Below are 22,722 nucleotides of genomic sequence, written 5' to 3' on the forward strand. Positions count from 1 at the left end.
GTTCATTTCTTTAGGCAGAACCCACCCATTCTTCGGTCCCATCCTCGAAGAATTGGTGCTTCCACACCGGAAGCCGGGCCTTGATGGTCTCCACCAGTTGTGCGCAGGTGGCAAACGCCGCCCGGCGGTGATCGGCGGCGACGGCTGCCACCAGGGCGGCCTCTCCGATCTGCAGGATGCCAATCCGGTGGCTGGCCGCCACAGCACGCACGCCGCCGGATTCGTCGGCGACCTCAGCCACCAGATCGGCAAGGACCTGCGCGGCCGACGGGTGCGCGGAGTACTCCAACCGCAATACCCCGCGTCCGCCGTCATGGTCGCGGATCATTCCGACGAACCCGACAATCGCTCCAGCCGACTGATGGCTCACTAGCTCCTCGTGCTCGGCCAGAAAGATCGGTTGGTCTGTCAGCGCGGCGCGCAGGACCAGGGTCATCGCCGGTGATCTTCACCGGCGAGCTGTTCGAGCGCGTGGTCGAGCACCTCGGCGAGCACCCCAAGGCCGTCGCGTACACCGCCGGGTGAACCAGGCAGATTGACGATCAGAGTCCGCCCGGCCACGCCACACACCCCGCGCGACAGCACCGATGTCGGCACCTTGGGCAGACCTGAGCGGCGGATGGCGTCCGCCAACCCGGGGATGACGTAGTCCAGCACGGCGACAGTCTGTTCCGGGGTGGTATCGGTGGGCGAGATGCCGGTGCCGCCGGACGTGATGATCACGTCGACTCCGCCGTCGACCGCGTCGTGCAGCGCCTCGCCGACCGGGTTCCCATCGGCGACCACCTGCGGCTGGACAGACGAAAATCCATGCTGTCCAAGCCATTCAGCGATAATCGGCCCGCAATCATCGGCATAAACGCCGGCCGACGCGCGCGTCGAGGCAATGATGATTCGAGCGGATCGGGCGCTCATCTCCGTATCCAGGTTCCGCTGCGGCCGCCTTCTTTGCGGAGCACCCGGATGTCATCGATGCGCGCGGCCGGGTCGACCGCTTTGATCATGTCGTAGAGAGTCAGGGCGGCCACGCTGACGGCGGTCAGCGCCTCCATCTCGACGCCCGTCCGGTCGGTGCTGCGTACCGTCGCCGTGATCTCGATCTCCGACTCGCCGACCGCAAAATCGACGTCCACTCCGGTGAGCGCGAGTTGATGACACAGCGGGATCAGGTCACTTGTGTGTTTGGCCGCCAGAATTCCCGCCACCCGTGCGGTCGCCAGCGCATCGCCTTTGGGCAGTCCGCCAGTCGAGATCAGTGCCACCACCCGCGCCGAGGTATGCAGGACGCCCGCGGCAACTGCGGTGCGCCTCGTGGTTCCCTTCTCGGTGATATCGACCATGTGCGCTGCCCCCCGCTCGTCGAGGTGGGACAACTCGCCCGAGCGGTAGTCGGATGCCCCGGAAGCCCTGGCCATCCCGGTGGCCTACCGGTTGACGACCGTCACCGGGTGAACGTAAGGCAGATCGTCCGCGGGCACCGGGAACGCCACTTCACCGAAGGGTGACAGCGCACCCGTGCGGTCGGTCACAAGTTCGCTTACCGCATGATCGTCTGGATCGGTGGTCGGCCAGCCGTTGTCCACGTACTTTGTCTTGCGCGCGTTGCCTTCAGCGATGTCAGCCACGAAAACCATTCTGACAGGTCTTGCACCCGCCCGCGGCACAAGGCTGGTCCGGCCTACGCTGATCAGCAATGACCGAACACACCCCGGATATCCCACTGGGGTCCTGGCTGACCGACTTGCCCGACGAGCGGCTGATCCAGCTGCTTCAGCTGCGGCCCGACCTTGCCCAGCCGCCACCCGGCAGCATCGCCGCGCTGGCCGCACGAGCACAGGCCCGTCAGTCCGTCAAGGCGGCCACCGACGATCTCGACTTCCTGCGGCTAGCGGTGTTTGACGCGCTGCTGGTGCTGCAGGCCGATGCGGCGCCGGTGCCGGTCGCCAAGCTACTGGCCCTGATCGACGACCGCGCTCCCCAGGCCGAGGTGATCAGCGCGCTGGCCGACCTGAAACAACGTGCCCTGGCCTGGGGCGAGACCGCGGTCCGGGTAGCGGCAGACGCCGGTACCGCATTGCCGTGGCATCCGGGGCAAGTCACGCTCGAGGAAGGCTCGCGTTGCGGAGAAGAGCTCACCGATCTAATCGCCGACCTGGACCCAGCGCAACGCGACGTGCTCGACAAACTGCTCCAAGGGTCGCCGATGGGACGTACCCGTGACGCCGCACCCGGCGCGCCGGCGGACCGACCCGTGCCGCGGCTGCTGGCGATGGGCCTGCTGCGACGGATCGATGCCGAAACGGTGATCTTGCCCCGCCACGTCGGACAGGTGCTGCGCGGCGAACAACCCGGTCCGATGCAGCTGACCGCGCCCGATCCGGTGGTTTCGACCACCACCCCCCACGACGCCGACGCCGCGGCGGCCGGAGCCGTCATCGACCTGCTGCGCGACCTCGACGTACTACTCGAAAATCTCGGCGTCACACCCGTAGCCGAGCTTCGCAGCGGCGGTCTGGGGGTACGTGAAATCAAGCGGCTGGCCAAGGCGACCGGAATCGACGAGCCGCGGCTGGGCCTGATCCTCGAGATTGCGGCCGCCGCCGGACTGATCGCCAGCGGCGTGCCCGATCCCGAACCACCCCACGCTGACGGACCTTATTGGGCGCCAACGGTAGCCGCCGATCGGTTCGCGCTCACGTCGCCCGCCGAACGGTGGTACTTGCTGGCTAGCACTTGGCTCGACCTACCAGGCCGCCCGGCATTGATCGGCACCCGCGGTCCCGACGCCAAACCCTATAGCGCCCTGTCGGATTCGTTGTTCTCGACGGCGGCCCCACTGGATCGCCGGCTGTTGCTGGGCATGCTCGCCGAGTTGCCCCCCGGCGCCGGTGTCGATGCGGCCCGGGCATCGGCGACACTGATCTGGCGCCGCCCACGCTGGGCCAAGCGATTGCAACCCGCACCCGTCGCAGATCTGCTGGCCGAGGGCCATGCGCTGGGTCTGGTCGGGCGGGGATCAATCAGCGCCCCTGGCCGCGCACTGTTGGACGAAGCCTTAGAACCAGCCGACGCGGTCGGCGCGATGACACGGACGCTGCCCAAGCCCATCGATCACTTCCTGGTGCAAGCCGACCTGACCGTCGTGGTGCCGGGGCCACTGCAGCGCGATCTGGCCGAGGAATTGGCCACCGTCGCCACGGTCGAATCGGCCGGCGCTGCGATGGTGTACCGCGTCAGCGAGCAGTCGATTCGGCATGCGCTCGATGTCGGCAAATCCCGCGACTGGTTGCACGCATTCTTTGCTGATCACTCAAAAACACCTGTGCCACAAGGGCTTACATATCTTATCGACGATGTCGCGCGCCGGCACGGCCAGCTTCGGATCGGCATGGCCGCATCGTTCGTGCGGTGCGAGGACCCGGCGCTACTGGCCCAGGTCGTGGCGGCGCCCGAAGCCGAAGGGCTGCAGCTGCGGGCCCTGGCCCCGACGGTGGCGGTGTCCCCCGCTCAGATATCCGAAGTCCTCGTTGCGTTGCGTGGCGCGGGTTTTGCCCCGGCCGCCGAAGATTCCACCGGCGCCATCGTCGACGTGCGAACCCGCGGCGCCCGGGTGCCTACACCGCAGCGACGCCGGCCGTATCGCCCGCCGCCGCGCCCAAGCAACGACACCCTGAACGCCGTCGTGGCGGTGCTGCGCAAGGTGACAGCTGCACCGTTCGGCAATATCCGCGTCGACCCGGCGGTCACGATGTCGCTGTTGCAGCGCGCGGCAAAGGAGCAGGCCACACTGGTAATCGGCTACCTCGACGCCGCCGGTGTTGCCACTCAGCGAGTGGTGGCGCCGATCACCGTACGGGGCGGTCAGCTAGTAGGGTTCGACTCTTCGTCCGGGCGGCTGCGCGAATTCGCCGTCCACCGCATCACGTCGGTGGTATCGGCCGACAACCGATAATGGATCACATGACCCGAGCCGGCGACGATGCAGTGGGGGGTACCGCCCGCTTGCGGGGGACGAAGCGATGAGAAGGAGCGGCGCCATTGACTGAAGGCCCCTTGATCGTGCAATCCGACAAAACGGTGTTGCTCGAAGTGGACCATGAACTGGCCGGCGCGGCACGCGCCGCAATCGCACCGTTTGCCGAGCTGGAACGCGCACCGGAACACGTGCACACCTACCGCATCACCCCGCTGGCCCTGTGGAATGCCCGCGCCGCCGGCCATGACGCCGAGCAGGTCGTGGATGCGCTGGTCTGCTACTCCCGCTACGCGGTGCCGCAGCCACTGCTGGTCGACATCGTCGACACCATGGCCCGTTACGGCAGGCTGCAACTGGTCAAGCACCCGGCCCACGGCCTGACGCTGGTAAGCCTGGATCGCGCGGTGCTCGAAGAGGTGCTGCGCAACAAAAAGATCGCACCGATGCTAGGCGACCGGATTGACGATGACACGGTCGTCGTCCACCCCAGCGAGCGCGGCCGGGTAAAACAGCTACTGCTCAAAATCGGTTGGCCCGCTGAGGATCTCGCGGGCTACGTAGATGGTGAAGCGCACCCGATCAGCCTGCACCAAGACGGCTGGGCGCTGCGCGATTACCAGCAGCTCGCCGCGGACTCGTTCTGGGCCGGTGGCTCCGGAGTGGTGGTCCTTCCGTGCGGCGCCGGTAAGACGCTGGTGGGCGCGGCCGCAATGGCCAAGGCCGGTGCGACGACGCTGATCCTGGTCACCAATATCGTCGCCGCACGGCAATGGAAACGCGAGTTGGTCGCACGCACCTCGCTGACCGAGAACGAGATTGGCGAGTACTCGGGAGAGCGTAAGGAAATCCGGCCGGTCACCATCTCGACATACCAGATGGTCACCCGCCGCACCAAAGGTGAGTACCGGCATCTGGAACTCTTCGACAGCCGCGACTGGGGACTGATCATCTACGACGAGGTGCATCTGCTGCCGGCACCGGTGTTCCGCATGACCGCCGACCTGCAATCCAAACGGCGGCTGGGCCTGACCGCCACGCTGATCCGCGAGGATGGCCGCGAAGGCGACGTATTTTCTCTGATCGGGCCCAAGCGCTATGACGCGCCGTGGAAGGACATCGAGGCGCAGGGCTGGATCGCGCCGGCCGAGTGCGTCGAAGTCCGGGTCACGATGACAGACAACGAGCGGATGATGTACGCCACCGCCGAACCCGATGAACGCTATCGGCTGTGTTCGACGGTGCATACCAAAATCGCTGTGGTTAAGTCGATTCTAGACAAGCACCCCGGCGAGCAGACCCTGGTGATCGGGGCGTATCTGGATCAGCTCGACGAGCTGGGCGCCGAACTGAACGCCCCGGTGATCCAAGGTTCGACAAGGACCACCGAGCGCGAAGCGCTGTTCGACTCCTTCCGCCGCAGCGAGATTTGCACGTTGGTGGTGTCCAAGGTGGCCAACTTCTCGATCGACTTGCCGGAGGCCTCGATCGCGGTGCAGGTGTCCGGGACATTCGGCTCACGTCAGGAGGAAGCACAGCGGTTGGGCCGGATACTGCGGCCCAAGTCCGCCGGCGGTGGTGCCGTCTTCTACTCCGTGGTGGCCCGCGACAGCCTGGACGCCGAGTACGCCGCACACCGGCAGCGATTTCTGGCCGAGCAGGGCTACGGCTACGTCATCCGCGACGCGGACGACCTGCTGGGCCCGGCGATCTAGGGTCAGGCCGCGGCGAGCAGAAGCGACAACCGTTATCCGCGAGTCGCCTGTCGCCGGGCAACGGAGGTGTTGAGATGTCCAGGACTCTTTGTCCGAGCTAAGGAGACGACTGTGCCGGTCACGGTGATACTTGAACTCAGGCTGAAGCCCGACGCGGTGGCCGCTGCGCGCGATGTTATGCGGCGGGCGCTACAAGATACCCGCGCGTTCGACGGGAATCTCGGTACCGATGTGCTCGTCGATCAGGACGACGAGGCGCACTGGATCATCAACGAAGTCTGGGAGACGGTCGAGCACGACGAGGCCTACCGCCGCTTTCGTGCCGGCGAAGGCCGACTGGCGGAGCTGCCTCCACTGCTCGCCGCGCCTCCGGTCAAGACGCGTTACGTCGCTTCTGACATATAACGGGCATCGGGTTAGGCCTAGCTCAGGGCGGGAATTGCTTCGCGTTCGAACAACTCGATGCCGGAGCGGTCGTAGGCGGCCTCTGGGAAATAGCAGATCGCGTACTGGCACCCGAGGTCGCGCATCGTCGCCATCCGCTCGATTACCTGTTCCGGTGTGCCCGTCGCCGAATCGGGGCCACCGCCACCGGCGAATATCGCGTCCGCCACGGCCTCGGGCACGTAGCCGACCAGGCGGTCACGTACCCGTTGTAGCCGGTCTTTGACGTCGGCCTCCGAAGTCCCGACGACGACGGTGAAATTGGCGGAGCGAACGATGGCGTCGAAGTCGGTACCCAGCTTTTGACAGTGCTGCGCCAGCACCTCCGACTTGTGGGCGAAGGCCGTGGGCTCCGGCGCGAAGTTGGTGTACTGTGCGTACTTCGCTGCGATACGCAACGTCACCTTCTCGCCGCCGCCGGCGATCCACAGCGGAATGCCATTGTCCTGCAAGGGCTTCGGGGCCACATACGCGCCGTCGACCTGGTAGTGCTCACCGTCGAAGCTGACTTTGCCGTCGCGCCAGGCATCCCGCAGGATCTGCACACCCTCGTCCAGCCGACCCAATCGCACCTTGGGCGGCGGGAACCCATACCCGTAGGCCCGCCACTCGTGTTCGTACCAGCCGCCGCCGATACCCATCTGGATCCGGCCACGGGAGATGATGTCTGCGGTGGCCGCCACCTTGGCCAGGTAGACGGGGTTGCGGTAGCTCATCGCCGTGCACATCTGACCGAGCTTGATCCGCGATGTGCTCGCCGCGAATGCCGCCATCAGCGACCACGCCTCGTGCGTGGCTTCACCGCTCGGCAGCGGAACGGTATGGAAATGGTCGTAGACCCACAGCGAGTCCCAGGCGGCGCCATCCGCGTAGCCGGCCAGGTCACGCATCACCGTCCAGTGCTCCGCCGGCTGGATGCCGACCAGATCCATTCGCCACCCTTGCGGAATGAAAAGACCAAATCGCATAACTTGGGACTTTAGCTTGGCGACCCCGAACCTTGGCGCCGGCCGACGCGGTCGTTGGGGGCGCCCTCACCTGCCCAGTGCTGCGAGCGCGGCGGCCACCGAGGTTTTGCGCAACTCCTCGTAGGCCGCATCGCGAAACTGGACGGAACAGTCCTGCAAGCCGCCGAACGCAACCACCGCGCGGGTGGCTTGCGCGAGCGTCGGCTTCGGGCCAAACACCAGCCGGCAGAGCCGCTCGCGCCACGCCAGCACGGTGTCAATGAAGCCTAGGTCGGCCAGCATCGTCAACTCGGTTATCACCAACATCAGGTCCTGACGGTGCCGGTAGTGAAAATCGAAGTAGCCTTCCAGCAACTCGCGGATATCGATATCGGCGAGCTTCTCCTGGTCGGCAACGAATCGCTCACCTTCGTCGATCAACGGCACCACGATGCTGCGCACCAAGTCTTCTCGCGAAGTGAAGTGGTAGTACAGCGCGGGTTTGGTGATCCCGAGCTTGTCCGCGATGTCCTGCAGGCTGGTGCGCTGAACACCTTGGCGAAGAAACAGCTCCCGGGCAACCTCTTGGATGCGCTGTCGGGTGTCTGACCGCGGCTTGGTCACTCCACGAGCCTAACTGACTTACCGATAGGTAAACACCGTGCTATGCTTACCGAACGTTAAGTAAGTAAGAAGGTTGTCATGCGGATTCTGATCTCAGGCGCCAGCATCGCCGGTCCCGTGCTGGCCTACTGGCTTTCCCGGTACGGCTTCGACGTCACCGTGGTCGAGCGCGCGCCGGCACTGCGCAAGACCGGTGGCCACTCCGTTGACCTGTTCCGGCCGGCCATGGAGATCTCGGAAATGATGGGCGTGCTGCCGAAGATCGAGACGCTCGTCACCGGGACCGACGCGCTGACGATATATCGCGAAGGCGCCCGGCGGCCGGCCCACGTCGATAACACCAAAGTCATCGGCGCCGTATCGGATCGCCACGTAGAGATCATGCGGGACGACCTCAGCGAGGCGTACTACGACGCCGGCCGCGACCAGGTCGAGTATTTGTTCGGCGACTCCATCACGGCCGTCTCCCCCGACGGTGAAGTGACCTTCGAGCACGCAGCGCCCAGCAGGTTCGACGTCGTGGTCGGCGCCGACGGGCTGCACTCAAACGTTCGGCATCTGGTTTTCGGTGACGATGCTGGACGTACCCAGTTCCTCGGCGGCTACCTGGCAGTCCAGTCCGTGCCGAAAGCGCTCGCCCGCGATCAAGAGATGGTCGTTCACGTCGGCGCCGGCCGCCTCGCGGGGATCTACACGGCCCTGCCGTTGGACGACGCGCGTGCTCTGTTCATGTTCCGCAGCAAGGCGGAACTGCAGTATCACTACCGAGATGTCGTGCGGCAAAAGGAGCTACTGCGCGAAGCGTTTACTGGCATGCACGCGGCGGTGGACGGCTGGCTCGATGAGCTCGACCGCACGCCGACGTTCTACTTCGATTCGATCACCCAGTTGCAACTCGACAGCTGGTCGCGCGGGCGGGTCACGCTGGTCGGTGATGCGGGGTACTGCCCCGGGCCCGCGGTTGGTGGCAGCACCAGCATCGCGGTGCTGGGCGCATACATACTCGCGGGCGAGTTGGCGCAGGCGGGCGGAGACTACCCGCGCGCCTTCGCAGCCTACGAGCAGCAGATGGCCCATCCCGTGCGCCGTAGCCGCGCCTTTGCACGCACCATGGCCAAGATCATCGTCCCCGGCTCCGCAGCCGGAGCATGCGCCATTGCCCGCAGCGCACAACTGATCACCATGCTGCCTTCTGGGCTCACCAGGGCGCTCGCCAAGATGAACCCACGAGGCGCGCGGCTCTACGATTCGATGCCGTACAAGGAGTACAGCGCGACGGTGCCCCGCTAAGGCGCGAGCAGACGCCCAAGTAGCTAGCTCAACGAGTCCGGCGGCAGAAACCGGTCGCCGTATTTGGCGGCCAGCTCACGGGCCCGGGCCACAAAGGCTTCCTTACCCGTACCGGCCGGGCCCTGGTAACCGACGATGAATTGCGCGCTGCCACCGGTCCACGGCGGGAAACCGATGCCCATGATCGACCCGATATTGGCGTCGGCCGTAGACGTCAACACGTTCTCATCGAGGCACTTCTGGGTTTCCAGCGCCTCGGCGAACAGCATCCGGTCGATCATGTCCTGCAGCGGCGGCTGCGAGCTGCCCGACTTGAACGCCTCGCGCAGTCCCGGCCACAGCCCGGCGCGCTTGCCGTCGGGGTACTCGTAGAAGCCGGCGCCCTTCGCCCGGCCGGACCGACCGCACTCGATCATCTTCTCGACGACGGCTTCGGCCGGATGCGGCTCGTAGGTGCCGCCGGCATCCTCGACACCCTTGCGGGTGGCGACGGCGATCTTGTGCATCAGCTCCAGGTTGAGCTCATCGGATAGCTGCAACGGCGGCGCCGGGTAGCCGGCCTGCGAACCGGCTTGCTCGATGCTGGCCGGCTGGACACCCTCGCCGAGCATCGCCAGCGCCTCGTTAACGAAGGTGCCGATGACGCGGGAGGTGAAGAAGCCACGGCTGTCGTTGACCACGATCGGGGTCTTGCCGATAGCCAGGGTGTAGTCGAACACGCGCGCCAGTGCCTCGTCGGATGTCTTCTCGCCCTTGATGATCTCGACCAGCGGCATCTTGTCGACCGGCGAGAAGAAGTGGATTCCGATGAAGTCCTCCTGCCGCTTGACCCCGGTCGCCAGACCGGTGATCGGCAGCGTCGAGGTGTTGGACCCGAGGATCGCGTTGGACTCGACGATGTCTTCGATCTCACCGAACACCTTGTGCTTGAGTTCCTGGCTCTCGAAGACGGCTTCGATGACGAAGTCCACGCCCTTGAAATCGGCGGCGTCGGCGGTCGGAGTAATGCGCGCCAGCAGGGCGTCGCTGCGCTCCTGCGTGGTGCGGCCCCGCTCCAGCGCCTTGGCTTCCAGCCTTTCGGAATAGCCCTTGCCTTTGGCGGCGGCTTCCGCGCTCACGTCTTTGAGCACCACGTCATAGCCGGCTTTGGCCGAGACGTAGGCGATGCCGGCGCCCATCATGCCGGCCCCGAGCACACCGATCTTCTTGATCGGGGTCTGGCCGATTCCGTCCGGCCGCGATCCGCCCGAATTGATGTGCTGTAGGTCGAAGAAGAACGCCTGGATCATGTTCTTGGCGACCTGGCCGGTAACTAGCTGCGCGAAGTAGCGGCTCTCGATGCGGGTGGCGGTGTCGAAGTCGACCTGCGCGCCTTCGACCGCGGCAGCAAGGATGGCCCGCGGCGCGGGCATCGGTGCGCCCTTGAGCTGCTTGCGCAGGTTCGACGGAAACGACGGCAAGATGGCCGCCAGCGCCGGCGACGACGGGGTACCGCCGGGCATCTTGTAGCCCTTTTTGTCCCATGGCTGCTCGTGCGCATCCGGGTTGGCCTTGATCCAGGCCTTGGCGGCCGGAACCAACTCCTCGACCGTCGGCAAAACCTCGTCGACCAGCCCCATGTCCTTGGCCTTGGCCGGCTTGAACCGGGTGCCCTGCGCCAGGACGGACACGAAGGCGTTCTGGATACCGAGCATCCGCACCGTGCGGGTCACCCCGCCACCGCCGGGCAACAACCCCAACGTCACTTCGGGCAGTCCGAGCTGGCTGCCCTTGACGTCGGCGGCGATGCGGTGATGGCAGGCCAGCGCGATCTCCAAGCCGCCACCCAGCGCGGCCCCATTGATGGCGGCGACGACCGGCTTACCCAGCGTCTCCAGGGTGCGAAGCTGCTTCTTGACCGTCTCGACGGTGTCGAAGGACTGGCCGGCGTCCTCGGGCCCGGCCTGGATCATCGCGGTTAGATCACCGCCGGCGAAGAATGTCTTCTTCGCGCTGGTGATCACTACGCCAGTGATCGAATCCTTTTCCGCGACAAGCCGATCCACGGCCTTGCCCATTGACTCGATGTAGGCCTCGTTCATGACGTTGGCCGACCCGGAGGGGTCGTCCAGGGTCAACGTGACGATGCCGTCGGCATCCTTGTCCCACGCAATTGTGTTGTCGACCATGTGATTAAACCCTTTCGATGATCGTCGCGACACCCATGCCGCCGCCAATACAGAGCGTGACCAGCGCGCGCCGGGCGTTGCGACGCTCCAGCTCGTCGACCATGGTGCCGAGGATCATCGCGCCGGTGGCACCCAGCGGGTGGCCCATCGCGATGGCACCGCCATTGACGTTGAGCTTCTCGTCGGGAATGTCGAGGTCCCTCTGGAACTTCAGCACCACCGAGGCGAACGCCTCGTTGAGCTCGAACAGGTCGATGTCGTCAACGGTCAAGCCGGCACGGTCGAGCACCTTGCGGGTGGCGGGCGTCGGGCCAGTCAGCATGATCACCGGGTCGGCCCCGCTGGTGGCGGTGGCCACGATGCGCGCCCGCGGGGTCAAGCCCTGTGACTTGCCAGCCGCCTCCGAACCGATCATGACCAGGGCGGCGCCGTCGACAATGCCGGAGCTGTTGCCGCCGGTGTGGACGTGGTTGATCTTTTCGACCCAGTGGTACTTCTGCAGCGCGACGTCATCGAAACCGCCCAACGCCGCCAGGCCCTCGAAGGCCGGCTTCAGCTTGCCCAGCCCTTCCTTGGTGGTTTCGGGCCGCATGTGCTCGTCGTGGTCGAGAATCAGCAGGCCGTTCTGGTCCCGGACCGGCACCACGGATTTGGCGAAGTAGCCGCCCGACCACGCCGCGGCGGCCTTCTCCTGGCTGCGCAACGCGTAGGCGTCGACGTCGTCGCGGGAGAAGCCCTCGGTGGTGGCGATCAGGTCGGCGCCGATGCCCTGCGGGACGAACATGACGTCGTAGTTGGTCGCCGGGTCCAGGCCCATCGCGCCGCCGTCGGCTCCCATCGGCACCCGGCTCATCGACTCCACACCGCCGGCCAGCACCATGTCATCCCAGCCGGAGCGCACCTTCTGCGCGGCGGTGTTCACGGCCTCCAGGCCCGAGGCGCAGAACCGGTTGAGCTGCACCCCCCCAGAGGTAACCGGCATGCCCGAGGCCAGCACCGCGGCGCGGGCGATGTCGCCGCCTTGGTCACCAACCGGTGAGACGCACCCCAGGATGACGTCGCTAATCAGGTTTTCGTCGAGGTCGGGATGGCGCTTGCGCAACTCGTCGATCAGCCCGACGACCAGACTCAACGGCTTGACTTCGTGCAACGATCCGTTCTTCTGCTTGCCACGCGGCGTGCGGATGGCCTCGTAGATGAAAGCTTCTTCGGACATGTCGACTTCCTGTTCGCAAAAGGGGGTTTAGATCCGTCTTAAAGACTAGGTCCAGTAAAGGCACACTAACAGGGGCATCGGCCAACCTGTTGGTTGGGCGGCGCTTCGCTGGTCAGCCGCGCCGAGCGTCACGCCAGCGTGACGGCAGCGCCCGCGAGGTCACCCTGGCCTGACGCTCGATCCACCACCGCAGCCTAGGCTCGTCCACCATGACGGTGTCGCGACTGCGGCCGTACTCAACCACGGTGTTCCCCGAAATGTCGGCCCTGGCCGCGCGGGTGGGTGCGGTCAACCTTGGGCAGGGCTTTCCCGACGAAGACGGCCCGCCGGTGATGCTCAAGGCCGCGCAAGACGCCATCGCTAGCGGCGTCAACCAATACCCGCCGGGTTTGGGCATCGCGCCGTTGCGGCAGGCCATCGCCGCCCAGCGCCGGCGGCATTTCGGTATCGAGTACGACCCCGACGCCGAAGTTCTGGTCACCGTCGGCGCCACCGAGGCCATTGCTTCGGCGGTGCTCGGATTAGTCGAACCCGGCTCGGAGGTTCTGCTGATCGAGCCGTTCTACGACTCCTACTCGCCGGTGGTGGCGATGGCCGGCGCGCACCGGGTTGCCGTGCCGCTGGTCCCCGATGGCCGCGGCTTCGCTCTGGACACCGACGCGCTGCGGCGTGCGCTTACCCCCCGGACCCGGGCGCTAATCGTCAATTCGCCGCACAACCCGACCGGCACGGTGCTGAGCGCGACCGAACTGGCGGCCATCGCCGAGATCGCGGTGACGGCAAACCTTTTGGTAATCACCGACGAGGTCTACGAACATTTGGTATTTGACGGCCCCGAAAACCATCGCCACTTGCCGCTAGCCGGCTTCGACGGCATGGCCGAGCGCACGATCACCATCTCGAGCGCGGCCAAAATGTTCAACTGCACCGGTTGGAAGGTGGGATGGGCCTGCGGGCCAGCCGGACTCATCGCCGGGCTGCGCGCGGCCAAACAGTACCTGAGCTACGTGGCAGGTGCCCCGTTCCAGCCGGCGGTGGCCATGGCGCTGGACACCCAAGACACCTGGGTGGCGGCACTTCGCAGCTCGTTGCGGGCCAGACGCGATCGTCTGGCATCGGGCCTCATGCAGATCGGCTTCGAAGTGCACGATAGCTACGGCACCTACTTTCTGTGCGCCGACCCGCGCCCGCTGGGATACGACGACAGCACTTCGTTCTGCGCCGCGCTACCAGAGCGGGCCGGGGTGGCGGCCATTCCAATGTCGGCGTTCTGTGATCCGACGGCCTCAGAACAAGCCTCGGTGTGGAATCACCTGGTGCGCTTCACCTTCTGCAAACGAGACGACACCCTCGACGAGGCAATCAGGCGCCTGGCCGTGCTTCGAGACCGACCGGTCACTTAGCCCGGCGAGAACCGTCGGCGCCCATCACCCGCATTCGCAGTCCCTCCGTCGCCGCATGGAGGATCTTCTTGCGGGCGATGTTGACCCAGAACACGGGCAGCGGCGCCGAGGGTTCCACCGTGAGGGTGAATGACACCCGGGTTTTGTCGTCACCCTCACGACGCAGGTTGTATTCGCCGTGCTGACCGTGCTGTTGAGCGGTCTTTTGGGCGTCCCACACCATCCAGTCCGGCCCCCAGTGGTATTCGAGCAGTTCCGTGTCGAGGATGCCCGTCACCTTGACGGTGACCCGCACGTGGTGCGGTCGACCGTCGGGATGAGTGTCGACGACTTCGACCCGCTTGTGTACGGAAGACCAAGACGGGACCGCTTCCATGTCGGCGAGCGCCTCCATGATCACCTCAGGAGGCGCTTCGATGACGACTTCGCGCGACGCTTGTACGGCCACTGCTACCAAGTTAGCAATCACGGTCGGCGTGCGCGGCCCCGTCAAGTCGCGACTATTTTGCGTTCCCTTTGTCGCCGGCATCGGCGATCAAGTTCCTGAGCCCCTTCGCCGCGGCATCCAACACATGCTCGCTTGCCCGCTTGACGATGAAACCGGGGATCGGCCCCGCCGGCTCCACGGTGATGTCAAAACGCACCCGTGCCCTATCGACACCCTCGGGTTTGACGGTGTACTCGATGTGCTGTCCATGTTGCTGGAAGGTCTGATCGGCATCCCAGCACACCCAGTCCGGGCCCCAGTGATATTCGAGGATCTCCTTGTCAACGAGCCCCAAAATCTTGACGGTGGCCTTCACATGGTGCGGCCGACCATCCGGGTAATAGTCGATCACTTCCACCTGCTTGTGCAGCGGTGACCACGACGCCAGGACGCTGACATCTGCCAGCGCCTCCATGACCACTGCCGGGGGCGCGTCAATGACAAATTCCCGCGATGCTTTTACGGCCACCAAGGTTCACGCTAGCAATGCGGCAGCGTTAGCGGGCGGGGTTCGGCAACTACTTTGGTTACCAGTTGATTTCGTCGATCGGTGTGGTTGCGGCCGGCGGCGGCCCGACCGAGCCGGCGGGTGTCCGGGAAAATCGCGGCGCGGGCCCCGCCTGCTCGACGCCATGGGCGGTGATCACCGTGGACCGCGCCCTCAAGTGGTCGTTGGTGGCGGCTTCGCTCCACGTGAGCACCGGTGTCACACAAGCGTCGGTGCCGGCGAACACCCGCGTCCACTCGGCACGGGTCCGGCCGGCGAATCGTTCGGCGAAGATGCCATACATCCGCGGGTAGGAGGCGACGTCGAGCTGACTCGGCACGTCGGCGGCGGACAGGCCGAGCCCGCTCAACAACGCCGCGAAGAATTGCGGCTCGATGGCGCCAACAGCCATGTACTTGCCGTCCGACGTTTCGTAGCAGCGGTAGAACGGGGCTCCCCCGTCCAGCAGGAAAGATTCGCGCTCGTCGCGCAGGCTGCCAATCCCCTTCATGGTCCACATCATCTGGGCCAGCACGCTGACCCCGTCGACCATCGCGGCATCGACGACCTGCCCTTTCCCCGAATGTTCCCGCTCGTAGAGCGCGACCACGATGCCCAGCAGCACCAGCATCGAGCCGCCGCCGAAATCGGCAACCAGGTTCAGCGGCGGCAGCGGCGGCCGGTCGGCGTAGCCAAACGCGGCCAACGCACCGGTCTGCGACAAGTAGTTGATGTCGTGACCCGCCATCGCGGCCAGCGGCCCATCCTGTCCCCAACCGGTGATGCGCGCGAAGATCAGTCGCGGGTTAACCGACGCGCAATCGTCGGGTCCGATGCCTAGGCGCTCGCAGGTGCCGGGGCGGAAGCAGTCCAACAGGACGTCGGCCTTGGCGGCCAGCTCCAACAGCGCCTGCGGCTGCGATTTGACGTCCAGGTCGACGATCCGCTTCCCGCGGTGCAGCAGGTCGCGGTCCTCGGACGGCATCGTGAGGCCACCGGGGCGGCGCACCCGCACCACGTCAGCGCCGAGGTCGGCGAGCACCATCCCGGCGTGCGGCCCCGGTCCGATGCCGCCGAGTTCGATGATCTTCACCCCGGCCAGTGGCCCCCCGGTCGTCACGACGACTATTGACCCTTCTTCACCTTCAGCACCTGCCTGCGCAGGGCCTCGGTCGCGGTATCGATCGTCCCTTTGATAGCGCGTTTCAGCACGAAGCCGGGCAGTGGCACCTGAGGGTCAATGGCAATCTCAAACTTGACCAGGGTGTTGTCGCCCTTGGGAATCAACTCGTACTTTCCATCCTGCGCGCGCTGCTGTGTGGAGCTGACCAGCGTCCACCGTACTGAGCGGTCGGTCCAGCTGTAGGCCACCACCTGTTCGTCGGTGATGCCCGCGGTCTTGACTTTCATCTTCACCTTGCTAGGCCACCCGTCGTCCCCGGTCTCGAGTATCTCGACGCTCTGATGGGCTGGCGACCACTCGGTCATCGCTTCGAAATCGGCGATGATATCCAGGATCTCCTCGGGACTTGCTTCGATGACGATGTCGCGCGACTCCTTGATTGCCATGGCCGCACGATAGCGAACCGGCGTCCAGTCGGGAATAGCTCCGCCCCGGCGTACCGTCGTCCTGGTGACACCCCACGAGAGCGATGCCGCGACCGATACCGTCTACACCGTCGGTGACTACCTGCTCGACCGCCTCGCCGAACTCGGCGTCTCGGAGATCTTCGGCGTTCCCGGCGACTACAACCTGCAGTTCCTCGACCACATCGTGGCCCACCCGAGGATTCGATGGGTGGGTAGCGCCAACGAACTGAATGCCGGGTACGCCGCCGACGGGTACGGGCGGCTGCGCGGGATGTCAGCGGTGGTAACGACATTCGGCGTCGGCGAGCTCTCGGCGACCAATGCGATCGCGGGCAGCTATGCCGAGCATGTGCCCGTGGTGCACATCGTCGGCGGCCCGACCAAGGACGCGCAGGGCACGCGCCGGGCACTGCACCATTCACTCGGCGACGGCGACTTCGAGCACTTCCTCCGCATCAGCCGCGAAATAACCTGTGCCCAAGCCAATCTCATGCCGGCAACGGCCTGCAGAGAGATAGACCGGGTGCTGTCCGAGGTGCGGGAGCAAAAGCGGCCCGGATACCTCTTGCTCAGCAGCGACGTGGCGCGCTTTCCCACCGAACCACCCGGCTCCCCGCTGCCCCGCTACGCTGGCGGCACCAGCCCACGCGCGCTGTCACTGTTCACCGAGGCCGCCACCGAGCTGATCGCCGACCACCAGTTGACGGTGCTCGCCGACCTGCTGGTCCATCGCCTGCAAGCAGTCAAAGAGCTCGAGGCTTTGTTGGCGGCCGACGTGGTACCGCATGCCACGTTGATGTGGGGAAAGAGCTTGCTCGACGAGAGCTCGCCCAACTTTCTGGGGATCTATGCCGGAGCCGCCAGCGCCCAACGAGTACGCGCCGCGATCGAGCAGGCGCCGGTGCTGGTTACCGCCGGCGTGGTGTTCACCGACATGGTCAGCGGCTTCTTCAGCCAGCGGATCGACCCGGCCCGAACCATCGACGTCGGGCAATACCAGAGCAGCGTGGCCGACCAGGTGTTCGCGCCGCTGGAGATGGGCGCCGCCCTGCAGGCCCTGGCCACCATCCTGTCGCGGCGCGGGATAAGTTCACCACCGGTGACGGCGCCGGCCGCCGAACCTCCGGTGCCAATACCGGCGCGCGATGAGCCGCTCACCCAACAGATGGTGTGGGACCGGCTATGTGAAGCGCTCACACCCGGGAACGTGGTACTCGCCGACCAGGGCACCTCGTTCTACGGCATGGCGGACCACCGATTGCCGCACGGAGTCACCTTCATCGGCCAACCATTGTGGGGCTCAATCGGTTACACGTTACCCGCGGCGGTCGGGGCCGCCGTAGCGCATCCGGACCGCAGAACGGTGTTGTTGATCGGCGACGGGGCCGCACAATTGACCGTGCAGGAACTCGGCATCTTCTCCCGCGAAGGGCTATCCCCGGTGATTGTGGTGGTCAACAACGACGGCTACACGGTCGAACGGGCGATCCACGGCGAGACAGCCCCTTACAACGACATCGTCAGCTGGAACTGGACCGACATCCCCAACGCGCTGGGGGTGGCCAATCACCTCGCGTTCCGGGCCCAAACCTATGGCCAACTCGACGACGCATTCACCGCCGCCGCACAGCAGCGGGACCGCATGGTGTTCGTTGAGGTGGTGTTGCCGCGACTCGAGATCCCTCGCCTGCTCGGCCAACTCGTCGGATCTATGTCGCCGCCGGGACATCGCTGACACGGGCTTGGGCCGGCGTCGCGCGATCCGCTCACTGGGGTGTATCGATCCGCATCGAGTCGAAGAACCGGCCGACGAACAGCGCAGGGTAGGCTCCCACTCCCGCCCCGCTCATCCATTCGGCTGCGGCGTCGGGATGGTCGATCCACTGCCGCGCGCCCTCCTCATCCGGAAACTCCTGCAGGATCAAAACCTCGCGCGCATCGTCGAAAGCCTGGAAAACCCAGGTTTTTCGAATCCCGGCGGCGGTGAACCGGTCCATCGCTGAACGGATCTCTGTGGTCAGGATGGACACGTTGTCCACCGACGCGAACGCGGCCACCACAACGCCGGGCGCCTGCGAAGTGGACTGGGTCGTCGGCGGCACCGCGGCAATTCGGTCGACGATCTCGCCCGCGAAGACCGCCGGGATATCTTCGACGCCCACAGCGTCGAACCAGTCGAAGAAGACCCGCGAGCGGAGCAATTCCACGATCGGCTCACGGCTGTGTAATCCGATCATCACCAGGACACGGCCATAGTCGTGGGTGGACGCATACACCAGAACGTGGTGTGCGCCGATATCGGCCAGAGCCGCTTTGTTGCGCTCGAGCAGCGGCCACACTCTGCTGGGATCGGGGACACGATAGTCCGAAGCGATCACCATCGCATGTATGTCGCCGCCAGTCAACGAAGCTGCTCTTTCACCACTTTGCCGGACGCGTTCAGTGGCAGCGCATCCAGAAACTCGACGAATCGTGGGGCCTTGAATCCCGCCATCCGCTCACGGCACCACGCAATCAAATCATCCTCGGACACTGCAATTTTCGGCACCACGAAGGCCTTACCCACTTGGCCGAGGCGCTCATCTGGAACCCCGATCACGGCAACCTGGGCGACAGCGGGATGCTCCAGCAGATACCCCTCGATCTCTGCTGGGTAGGCGTTGAAGCCGCCTACGATGAACATGTCCTTCTTGCGCCCGTCGATCCGCAGCCGGCCGGCGGAATCCAGGCTGCCCAGATCGCCGGTGTGCAACCATCCGTCGTCATCGATCGCCTCCGCGGTGGCAACTGGATCGTCGAGATAACCTTGCATGACACTGTACCCGCGGATCAAGACCTCCCCGTCCTCCGCGATGCGCACCTCGACCCCGTCGCACGGGGTTCCGGCGGTCGTCGCGATGTCCTCGAAGGAATCCCCGCGCCGCGACGCCGTCGCCGTACCCGCTTCGGTTAGACCATACCCGGTCATGATCGACTGAAACGGCAGCTCGTTGCGCACCCGGCGAATGAGTTCCACGGGAATGTCGGCAGCGCCGATCACCGCTGCCCGCAACGACGACAGGTCGTGGTCGCCGTGCGCCGACAGCAGTGACTGATACAGCGTCGGCGGCCCGGGCAGCATAGTAACCCGCTCGCGCTCAATTAGATCCAGCACTCGATTGATCTCGAAGACGGCGACCGGGATGACGGTGGCGCCCCGTATTGCCGACGCGATGCAGCCCGCCTTGTAGCCGAAGGTGTGGAAGAACGGGTTGACGACAAGATAGCGATCACCTTGGCGGAGGTCGGCGAGGTCACACCATTCGGCGTAGGACCGCAGATTCTGCGAGTGATTCATCATCACGCCCTTGGGCCGGCCGGTGGTGCCCGAGGTGTAGATGACGTCTGCTATGTCGGTTCCGCTGACCCGTCGCTCAAACGGCGAACCGCTGGCCAGAAAGTCCGACTTCAGATCGATGGCCGGCACATCGATGGGAACCTCGAAATCCTGACCGAGAAAGCCCTTTTCAGTCAGGACGGCCTTCGCGCCACTGCGGACGATGATGTCGGCTGCCTCGGCGGCCTTGAACCGAGTGCTGACCGGGACGACAGCCCCGCCGGCGGTCAACAGCCCGAACGCGGCGACCATCCACTCGGCGCAGTTTGGTGCCCAGACGGCGACCCGGTCCCCCCGCTCGATGCCGATCGACGCGAATGCACCAGCAGCACAACGAATCCGGTCTGCAATCTCAGTGAAGCTCAAGCGCAACCCTCCGTCGACGATCGCCTCGGCATCACCAAAACGGTCAGCCGTGCTCAAGACCATCTCGGGAATGGTCGTCCAGTCGCGGTGGCCTGGCTCCCCGTCGCCGTACGTCACACCGAGATGAGGCGGGCGAGGTTGCCGCCCATAATCTTTGCTTGATCGTCGACGCTCAGGTACTGCAGCGCATCCGCGTAATGCCGCGGTTGCGCGAGCCCTTCCGGGTGCGGGTAGTCCGATCCGTAGAGGACCCGATCCACGCCGATGAGGTCGACCAAGTCCGCGATGCCGTCTTCATAGAACGGGCTGATGTGGATGCGGTTCTTGATCTCCTCGACCGGATCGCCACCGGGGAAGCTTTCCGGCGTCTTCTGGTAAACGTCGGCCAGCTGGTCCAGCAGCGGGAACAGCCACTTGGAGCCGGCTTCGATCACCGCGACCTTCAATTCCGGAACGCGATATAGCGCACCGTGAATCACCCACGACGCGACCGCGTCCTGTACCGGTCGCCACTCGTTGAGCATCGCGAAGGCATTGGTTTGAAACGGCAGCATTTCCTTGTCGCTGCCATCCCACTCCGCGGTGTAGCGGGCATAGCCGCTGTCGGAGGAATGCATTGCCACCAGCACGTCGCACTCGACACAGCGTTGCCAGAACGGGTCGAACTCCGGCAGCGCGAAGGACCGCGGACCGCGGTATCCCGGAACCGGCGCGGGCCGAACCAGGATGGCCCGTGCGCCGCGCTCGACAACCCAATCCAGTTCCTCGATCGCCTTCTCCACGATCGGCAGGCTGACCACCGGCACGGTAAAGATGCGGTTCTGAAACTGAAAGCCCCACACTTCATCGAGCCACTGGTTCAGCGCATGCACCACAACGTGAATCAGTGCCGGATCGTCGCGCATCCGCTCCTCGACAAGGCTGGCCAGCGTCGGGAACATAAGTGAGCGGTCGACACCCAGCTCGTTCATCAGCTCGAGACGCGGACCCGGCTCGCGGAATGCCGGGATCGCGCGCATCGGCTCGCCGAAGATCTCCCGGCGACTCTTGCCCTCCGGGTTGCCGTGCTTGAAGTAGTCCTCCATTGCCCCGGGGCGCGCGACCACTTCGAAGGTGGGGTTGGGAATGTAGTCGCTGATCTGGCCGCGAATCGCGATCTTGGTCCGGCCATTGACCTGTACGTACTGGATCGCATCTCGGAACTGCTTGGGCAGGTACTTGGTCAGCGAGTCCTCGGTTTCGTAGAGGTGATTGTCGGCATCAAACAGCGGATAGGTCAGGTCGGCGGCCGTCATAAGATCCTCCATTGCAATTTGTGAGAATCATATTCTCGTCAGTAGCGCATCGCAATGCCCGACCGCGCCCGGCACCGCGGAGCACCTCCCAACAGCGGTGAACCCCAGAAACACCCTGGGGATGCCGCACTGCGCGATAGCGGCCGCCGGGCGCGAAACGAGGGCCCAGTCCCTGGTGACCGATGTTATTCTCCGTGTACGAGAATGCGACTACCATAGGTAGCCGCGGCGACGGTCCCAAACGGCCGGAGGATCGATATGACGACCATCGGAAAGGCCAGTTCGGCAACGCTGTGTGCAACGCTGCCGGTGCTCGCTTCGATCACCAGCCCGGGGCTGGCAGGTGCCGACCCAGCGATGCATCACGTCAGGTATTCCGTTTCCGCGGCCAGCCCTATCTACGCCGATATCTACTACCTGGACCAAGAGCCGCCGGTGTTTTCCGATTACAGCCATAACCCCTACCAATTCGTTCCGAACATCCAGGTCGATGTCGCCCCCGGACAGCCGTGGGCGTACGAGCTCGATCTGGCCAACCCTGGCCAGTGGGCGTTGGTCTCAGCCAGCGTCGGGGCGGAACCGAAGACGCCGCAGTTGCACTGTGAGATCGCCGTGGACGGCGCGGTAGTCGTGTCCAAGGACGGCCCCAAGGGCGTGCTTTGTTCGCTGCGTCATTGGTGAACCACCCGCGCCTGCGGCATACCCGCGATTGACTGCGGCTCGCCCTCCAGCCGGCGCAAGTAGCTTTCTACGATCTCGAGGGTTTCGGCATGGCCGCCGGACATGCCGAGCGCCTGTTCGAGCACCAGAAACCGCGACAGGCTGGCCATGATTACCGTCCACACCACCGGCGGAAGATCGTCGTTGTCCACGCCGTAACGCTGCAGCGCAGCCGTCACGGCTTTGCCTTGTTCCTCGCGGAACCGCTCTGCGTAGTAAGCGATTTCGGCGCGCATCTCCTTGCGATGATTCGCCAGAGCCATGAACTCCATCGAGATTCTGGCGAACGCGGGATCGCTGCCGAATCTCCACAGCGCCCACAACGGTTGGGGCGAGTCCAGCGCCCGCGCCTGCACCTCGAGGCCTTCCTCGGCCCTGCGGCGGAAGACCTGAAGGAACAGCTCGTCCATGGTGCGGAAGTAGTAGTGCACCAGCTGGGGTTTGAGCCCAGCTTTGTTGGCCAGCCGACGAGAAGTCACGGCCGCGTATCCCTCTTCGAGCATCAACTCTTCGGCCGCGTCCAGCAGCAGGCCGCGATTCTTCGCGTCCGGAGCTCCAATCCTGCGCGGCGATGCCATGCCGTTACCCCTCAACTGTCAGCCACGCTGATCGTAGCCACGT

General features: G+C 65.1%; 23 protein-coding genes and 1 pseudogene. 8 read left to right on the forward strand and 16 right to left on the reverse strand.

Annotated elements, in window-relative coordinates; translation table 11 throughout:
• Nucleotides 1-10: 10 nt before the first annotated feature.
• From AADZ55_RS19370 to AADZ55_RS19385, 4 genes are read right to left on the reverse strand one after another with little or no spacing between them, the layout of a single operon-like run.
• Entirely contained in the window at nucleotides 11-436 is a 426-nt protein-coding gene (locus AADZ55_RS19370) for a molybdenum cofactor biosynthesis protein MoaE (protein ID WP_085325821.1), read from the reverse strand.
• Nucleotides 433-915 carry a MogA/MoaB family molybdenum cofactor biosynthesis protein gene (locus AADZ55_RS19375; protein ID WP_085325820.1) on the reverse strand — a complete coding sequence of 161 codons (483 nt, stop codon included), beginning with the start codon at nucleotides 913-915 and terminating at the stop codon, nucleotides 433-435. The genes AADZ55_RS19370 and AADZ55_RS19375 overlap by 4 nt, the downstream gene beginning before the upstream one ends.
• Nucleotides 912-1,415 (reverse strand): cyclic pyranopterin monophosphate synthase MoaC, encoded by a 504-nt coding sequence (gene moaC / locus AADZ55_RS19380; protein WP_085325819.1) that lies wholly within the window; start codon nucleotides 1,413-1,415, stop codon nucleotides 912-914. The genes AADZ55_RS19375 and moaC overlap by 4 nt, the downstream gene beginning before the upstream one ends.
• A 9-nt stretch (nucleotides 1,416-1,424) precedes the next feature.
• Nucleotides 1,425-1,625: a hypothetical protein gene (locus tag AADZ55_RS19385; RefSeq protein ID WP_085325831.1), complete on the reverse strand. Its 201-nt coding sequence runs from the start codon at nucleotides 1,623-1,625 to the stop codon at nucleotides 1,425-1,427.
• A 68-nt stretch (nucleotides 1,626-1,693) separates the two neighbouring features.
• Here AADZ55_RS19385 and AADZ55_RS19390 point away from each other — a divergent pair, with 68 nt between their 5' ends.
• From AADZ55_RS19390 to AADZ55_RS19400, 4 genes and pseudogenes are all read left to right on the forward strand, one after another.
• Entirely contained in the window at nucleotides 1,694-3,952 is a 2,259-nt protein-coding gene (locus AADZ55_RS19390; RefSeq protein ID WP_085325818.1) for a helicase-associated domain-containing protein, read from the forward strand.
• Nucleotides 3,953-3,966: 14 nt separating this feature from the next.
• Nucleotides 3,967-4,042, forward strand: a pseudogene (locus AADZ55_RS23630) (16S rRNA (guanine(966)-N(2))-methyltransferase RsmD); the annotation flags it as partial.
• The gene (locus AADZ55_RS19395) at nucleotides 4,039-5,688 is read left to right on the forward strand and encodes a DNA repair helicase XPB (RefSeq protein ID WP_085325817.1); all 1,650 of its coding nucleotides are present in this window, start codon (nucleotides 4,039-4,041) and stop codon (nucleotides 5,686-5,688) included. The pseudogene AADZ55_RS23630 and the gene AADZ55_RS19395, both read left to right, overlap by 4 nt.
• 111 nt (nucleotides 5,689-5,799) lie before the next feature.
• Nucleotides 5,800-6,093: a putative quinol monooxygenase gene (locus AADZ55_RS19400; protein ID WP_085325816.1), complete on the forward strand. Its 294-nt coding sequence runs from the start codon at nucleotides 5,800-5,802 to the stop codon at nucleotides 6,091-6,093.
• 17 nt (nucleotides 6,094-6,110) lie between these two features.
• On the opposite strand, the gene AADZ55_RS19405 is transcribed toward AADZ55_RS19400, so the two are convergent.
• Nucleotides 6,111-7,100, reverse strand: coding sequence for an LLM class F420-dependent oxidoreductase (locus AADZ55_RS19405; RefSeq protein ID WP_085325815.1), 990 nt, complete (start codon nucleotides 7,098-7,100; stop codon nucleotides 6,111-6,113).
• A 66-nt stretch (nucleotides 7,101-7,166) separates the two neighbouring features.
• Nucleotides 7,167-7,703: a TetR/AcrR family transcriptional regulator gene (locus AADZ55_RS19410; RefSeq protein ID WP_085325814.1), complete on the reverse strand. Its 537-nt coding sequence runs from the start codon at nucleotides 7,701-7,703 to the stop codon at nucleotides 7,167-7,169.
• A 78-nt stretch (nucleotides 7,704-7,781) separates the two neighbouring features.
• On the opposite strand from AADZ55_RS19410, the gene AADZ55_RS19415 reads away from it, so the two are divergent.
• Nucleotides 7,782-8,993 carry an FAD-dependent monooxygenase gene (locus AADZ55_RS19415; RefSeq protein WP_085325813.1) on the forward strand — a complete coding sequence of 404 codons (1,212 nt, stop codon included), beginning with the start codon at nucleotides 7,782-7,784 and terminating at the stop codon, nucleotides 8,991-8,993.
• Nucleotides 8,994-9,016: 23 nt separating this feature from the next.
• Here AADZ55_RS19415 and AADZ55_RS19420 read toward each other — a convergent pair whose 3' ends face one another.
• Nucleotides 9,017-11,161: a 3-hydroxyacyl-CoA dehydrogenase NAD-binding domain-containing protein gene (locus AADZ55_RS19420; protein ID WP_085325812.1), complete on the reverse strand. Its 2,145-nt coding sequence runs from the start codon at nucleotides 11,159-11,161 to the stop codon at nucleotides 9,017-9,019.
• 4 nt (nucleotides 11,162-11,165) lie between these two features.
• Nucleotides 11,166-12,377, reverse strand: coding sequence for an acetyl-CoA C-acetyltransferase (locus AADZ55_RS19425; protein ID WP_085325811.1), 1,212 nt, complete (start codon nucleotides 12,375-12,377; stop codon nucleotides 11,166-11,168).
• A 209-nt stretch (nucleotides 12,378-12,586) separates the two neighbouring features.
• Here AADZ55_RS19425 and AADZ55_RS19430 point away from each other — a divergent pair, with 209 nt between their 5' ends.
• The gene (locus tag AADZ55_RS19430; RefSeq protein WP_085325810.1) at nucleotides 12,587-13,780 is read left to right on the forward strand and encodes a pyridoxal phosphate-dependent aminotransferase; all 1,194 of its coding nucleotides are present in this window, start codon (nucleotides 12,587-12,589) and stop codon (nucleotides 13,778-13,780) included.
• Here AADZ55_RS19430 and AADZ55_RS19435 read toward each other — a convergent pair.
• Genes AADZ55_RS19435 through AADZ55_RS19450 form a run of 4 tightly spaced genes read right to left on the reverse strand, consistent with a single transcriptional unit; the run spans nucleotide 13,773 to nucleotide 16,323 of the window.
• Nucleotides 13,773-14,228 carry an SRPBCC family protein gene (locus AADZ55_RS19435; protein ID WP_119185009.1) on the reverse strand — a complete coding sequence of 152 codons (456 nt, stop codon included), beginning with the start codon at nucleotides 14,226-14,228 and terminating at the stop codon, nucleotides 13,773-13,775. The genes AADZ55_RS19430 and AADZ55_RS19435 overlap by 8 nt on opposite strands.
• 52 nt (nucleotides 14,229-14,280) lie before the next feature.
• Entirely contained in the window at nucleotides 14,281-14,736 is a 456-nt protein-coding gene (locus AADZ55_RS19440; protein WP_085325809.1) for an SRPBCC family protein, read from the reverse strand.
• A 58-nt stretch (nucleotides 14,737-14,794) separates the two neighbouring features.
• Nucleotides 14,795-15,874 (reverse strand): CaiB/BaiF CoA transferase family protein, encoded by a 1,080-nt coding sequence (locus AADZ55_RS19445; protein ID WP_085325808.1) that lies wholly within the window; start codon nucleotides 15,872-15,874, stop codon nucleotides 14,795-14,797.
• A gap of 5 nt (nucleotides 15,875-15,879) precedes the next feature.
• The gene (locus AADZ55_RS19450) at nucleotides 15,880-16,323 is read right to left on the reverse strand and encodes an SRPBCC family protein (protein WP_085325807.1); all 444 of its coding nucleotides are present in this window, start codon (nucleotides 16,321-16,323) and stop codon (nucleotides 15,880-15,882) included.
• Nucleotides 16,324-16,387: 64 nt separating this feature from the next.
• Between AADZ55_RS19450 and AADZ55_RS19455 the strand changes: the two genes are divergently transcribed.
• On the forward strand, nucleotides 16,388-18,079 hold the full coding sequence (locus AADZ55_RS19455) for an alpha-keto acid decarboxylase family protein (RefSeq protein WP_085325806.1): 1,692 nt from the start codon (nucleotides 16,388-16,390) through the stop codon (nucleotides 18,077-18,079).
• Between the two features lie 31 nt (nucleotides 18,080-18,110).
• On the opposite strand, the gene AADZ55_RS19460 is transcribed toward AADZ55_RS19455, so the two are convergent.
• From AADZ55_RS19460 to AADZ55_RS19470, 3 genes are read right to left on the reverse strand one after another with little or no spacing between them, the layout of a single operon-like run.
• On the reverse strand, nucleotides 18,111-18,749 hold the full coding sequence (locus AADZ55_RS19460) for a fatty-acid--CoA ligase (protein ID WP_085325805.1): 639 nt from the start codon (nucleotides 18,747-18,749) through the stop codon (nucleotides 18,111-18,113).
• Nucleotides 18,746-20,149, reverse strand: a complete 1,404-nt coding sequence (locus tag AADZ55_RS19465) for a FadD3 family acyl-CoA ligase (protein ID WP_119185016.1) — start codon at nucleotides 20,147-20,149, stop codon at nucleotides 18,746-18,748. The genes AADZ55_RS19460 and AADZ55_RS19465 overlap by 4 nt, the downstream gene beginning before the upstream one ends.
• A 50-nt stretch (nucleotides 20,150-20,199) precedes the next feature.
• Complete coding sequence (locus tag AADZ55_RS19470) at nucleotides 20,200-21,381, reverse strand: amidohydrolase family protein (RefSeq protein WP_119185015.1); 1,182 nt, start codon at nucleotides 21,379-21,381, stop codon at nucleotides 20,200-20,202.
• Between the two features lie 357 nt (nucleotides 21,382-21,738).
• On the opposite strand from AADZ55_RS19470, the gene AADZ55_RS19475 reads away from it, so the two are divergent.
• Complete coding sequence (locus tag AADZ55_RS19475; protein WP_119185014.1) at nucleotides 21,739-22,062, forward strand: hypothetical protein; 324 nt, start codon at nucleotides 21,739-21,741, stop codon at nucleotides 22,060-22,062.
• On the opposite strand, the gene AADZ55_RS19480 is transcribed toward AADZ55_RS19475, so the two are convergent.
• Nucleotides 22,053-22,679, reverse strand: coding sequence for a TetR/AcrR family transcriptional regulator (locus AADZ55_RS19480; protein ID WP_085325801.1), 627 nt, complete (start codon nucleotides 22,677-22,679; stop codon nucleotides 22,053-22,055). The genes AADZ55_RS19475 and AADZ55_RS19480 overlap by 10 nt on opposite strands.
• Between the last annotated feature and the right edge of the window lie 43 nt (nucleotides 22,680-22,722).

This window comes from Mycobacterium decipiens, assembly GCF_963853665.1.
Lineage (GTDB): Bacteria > Actinomycetota > Actinomycetes > Mycobacteriales > Mycobacteriaceae > Mycobacterium > Mycobacterium decipiens.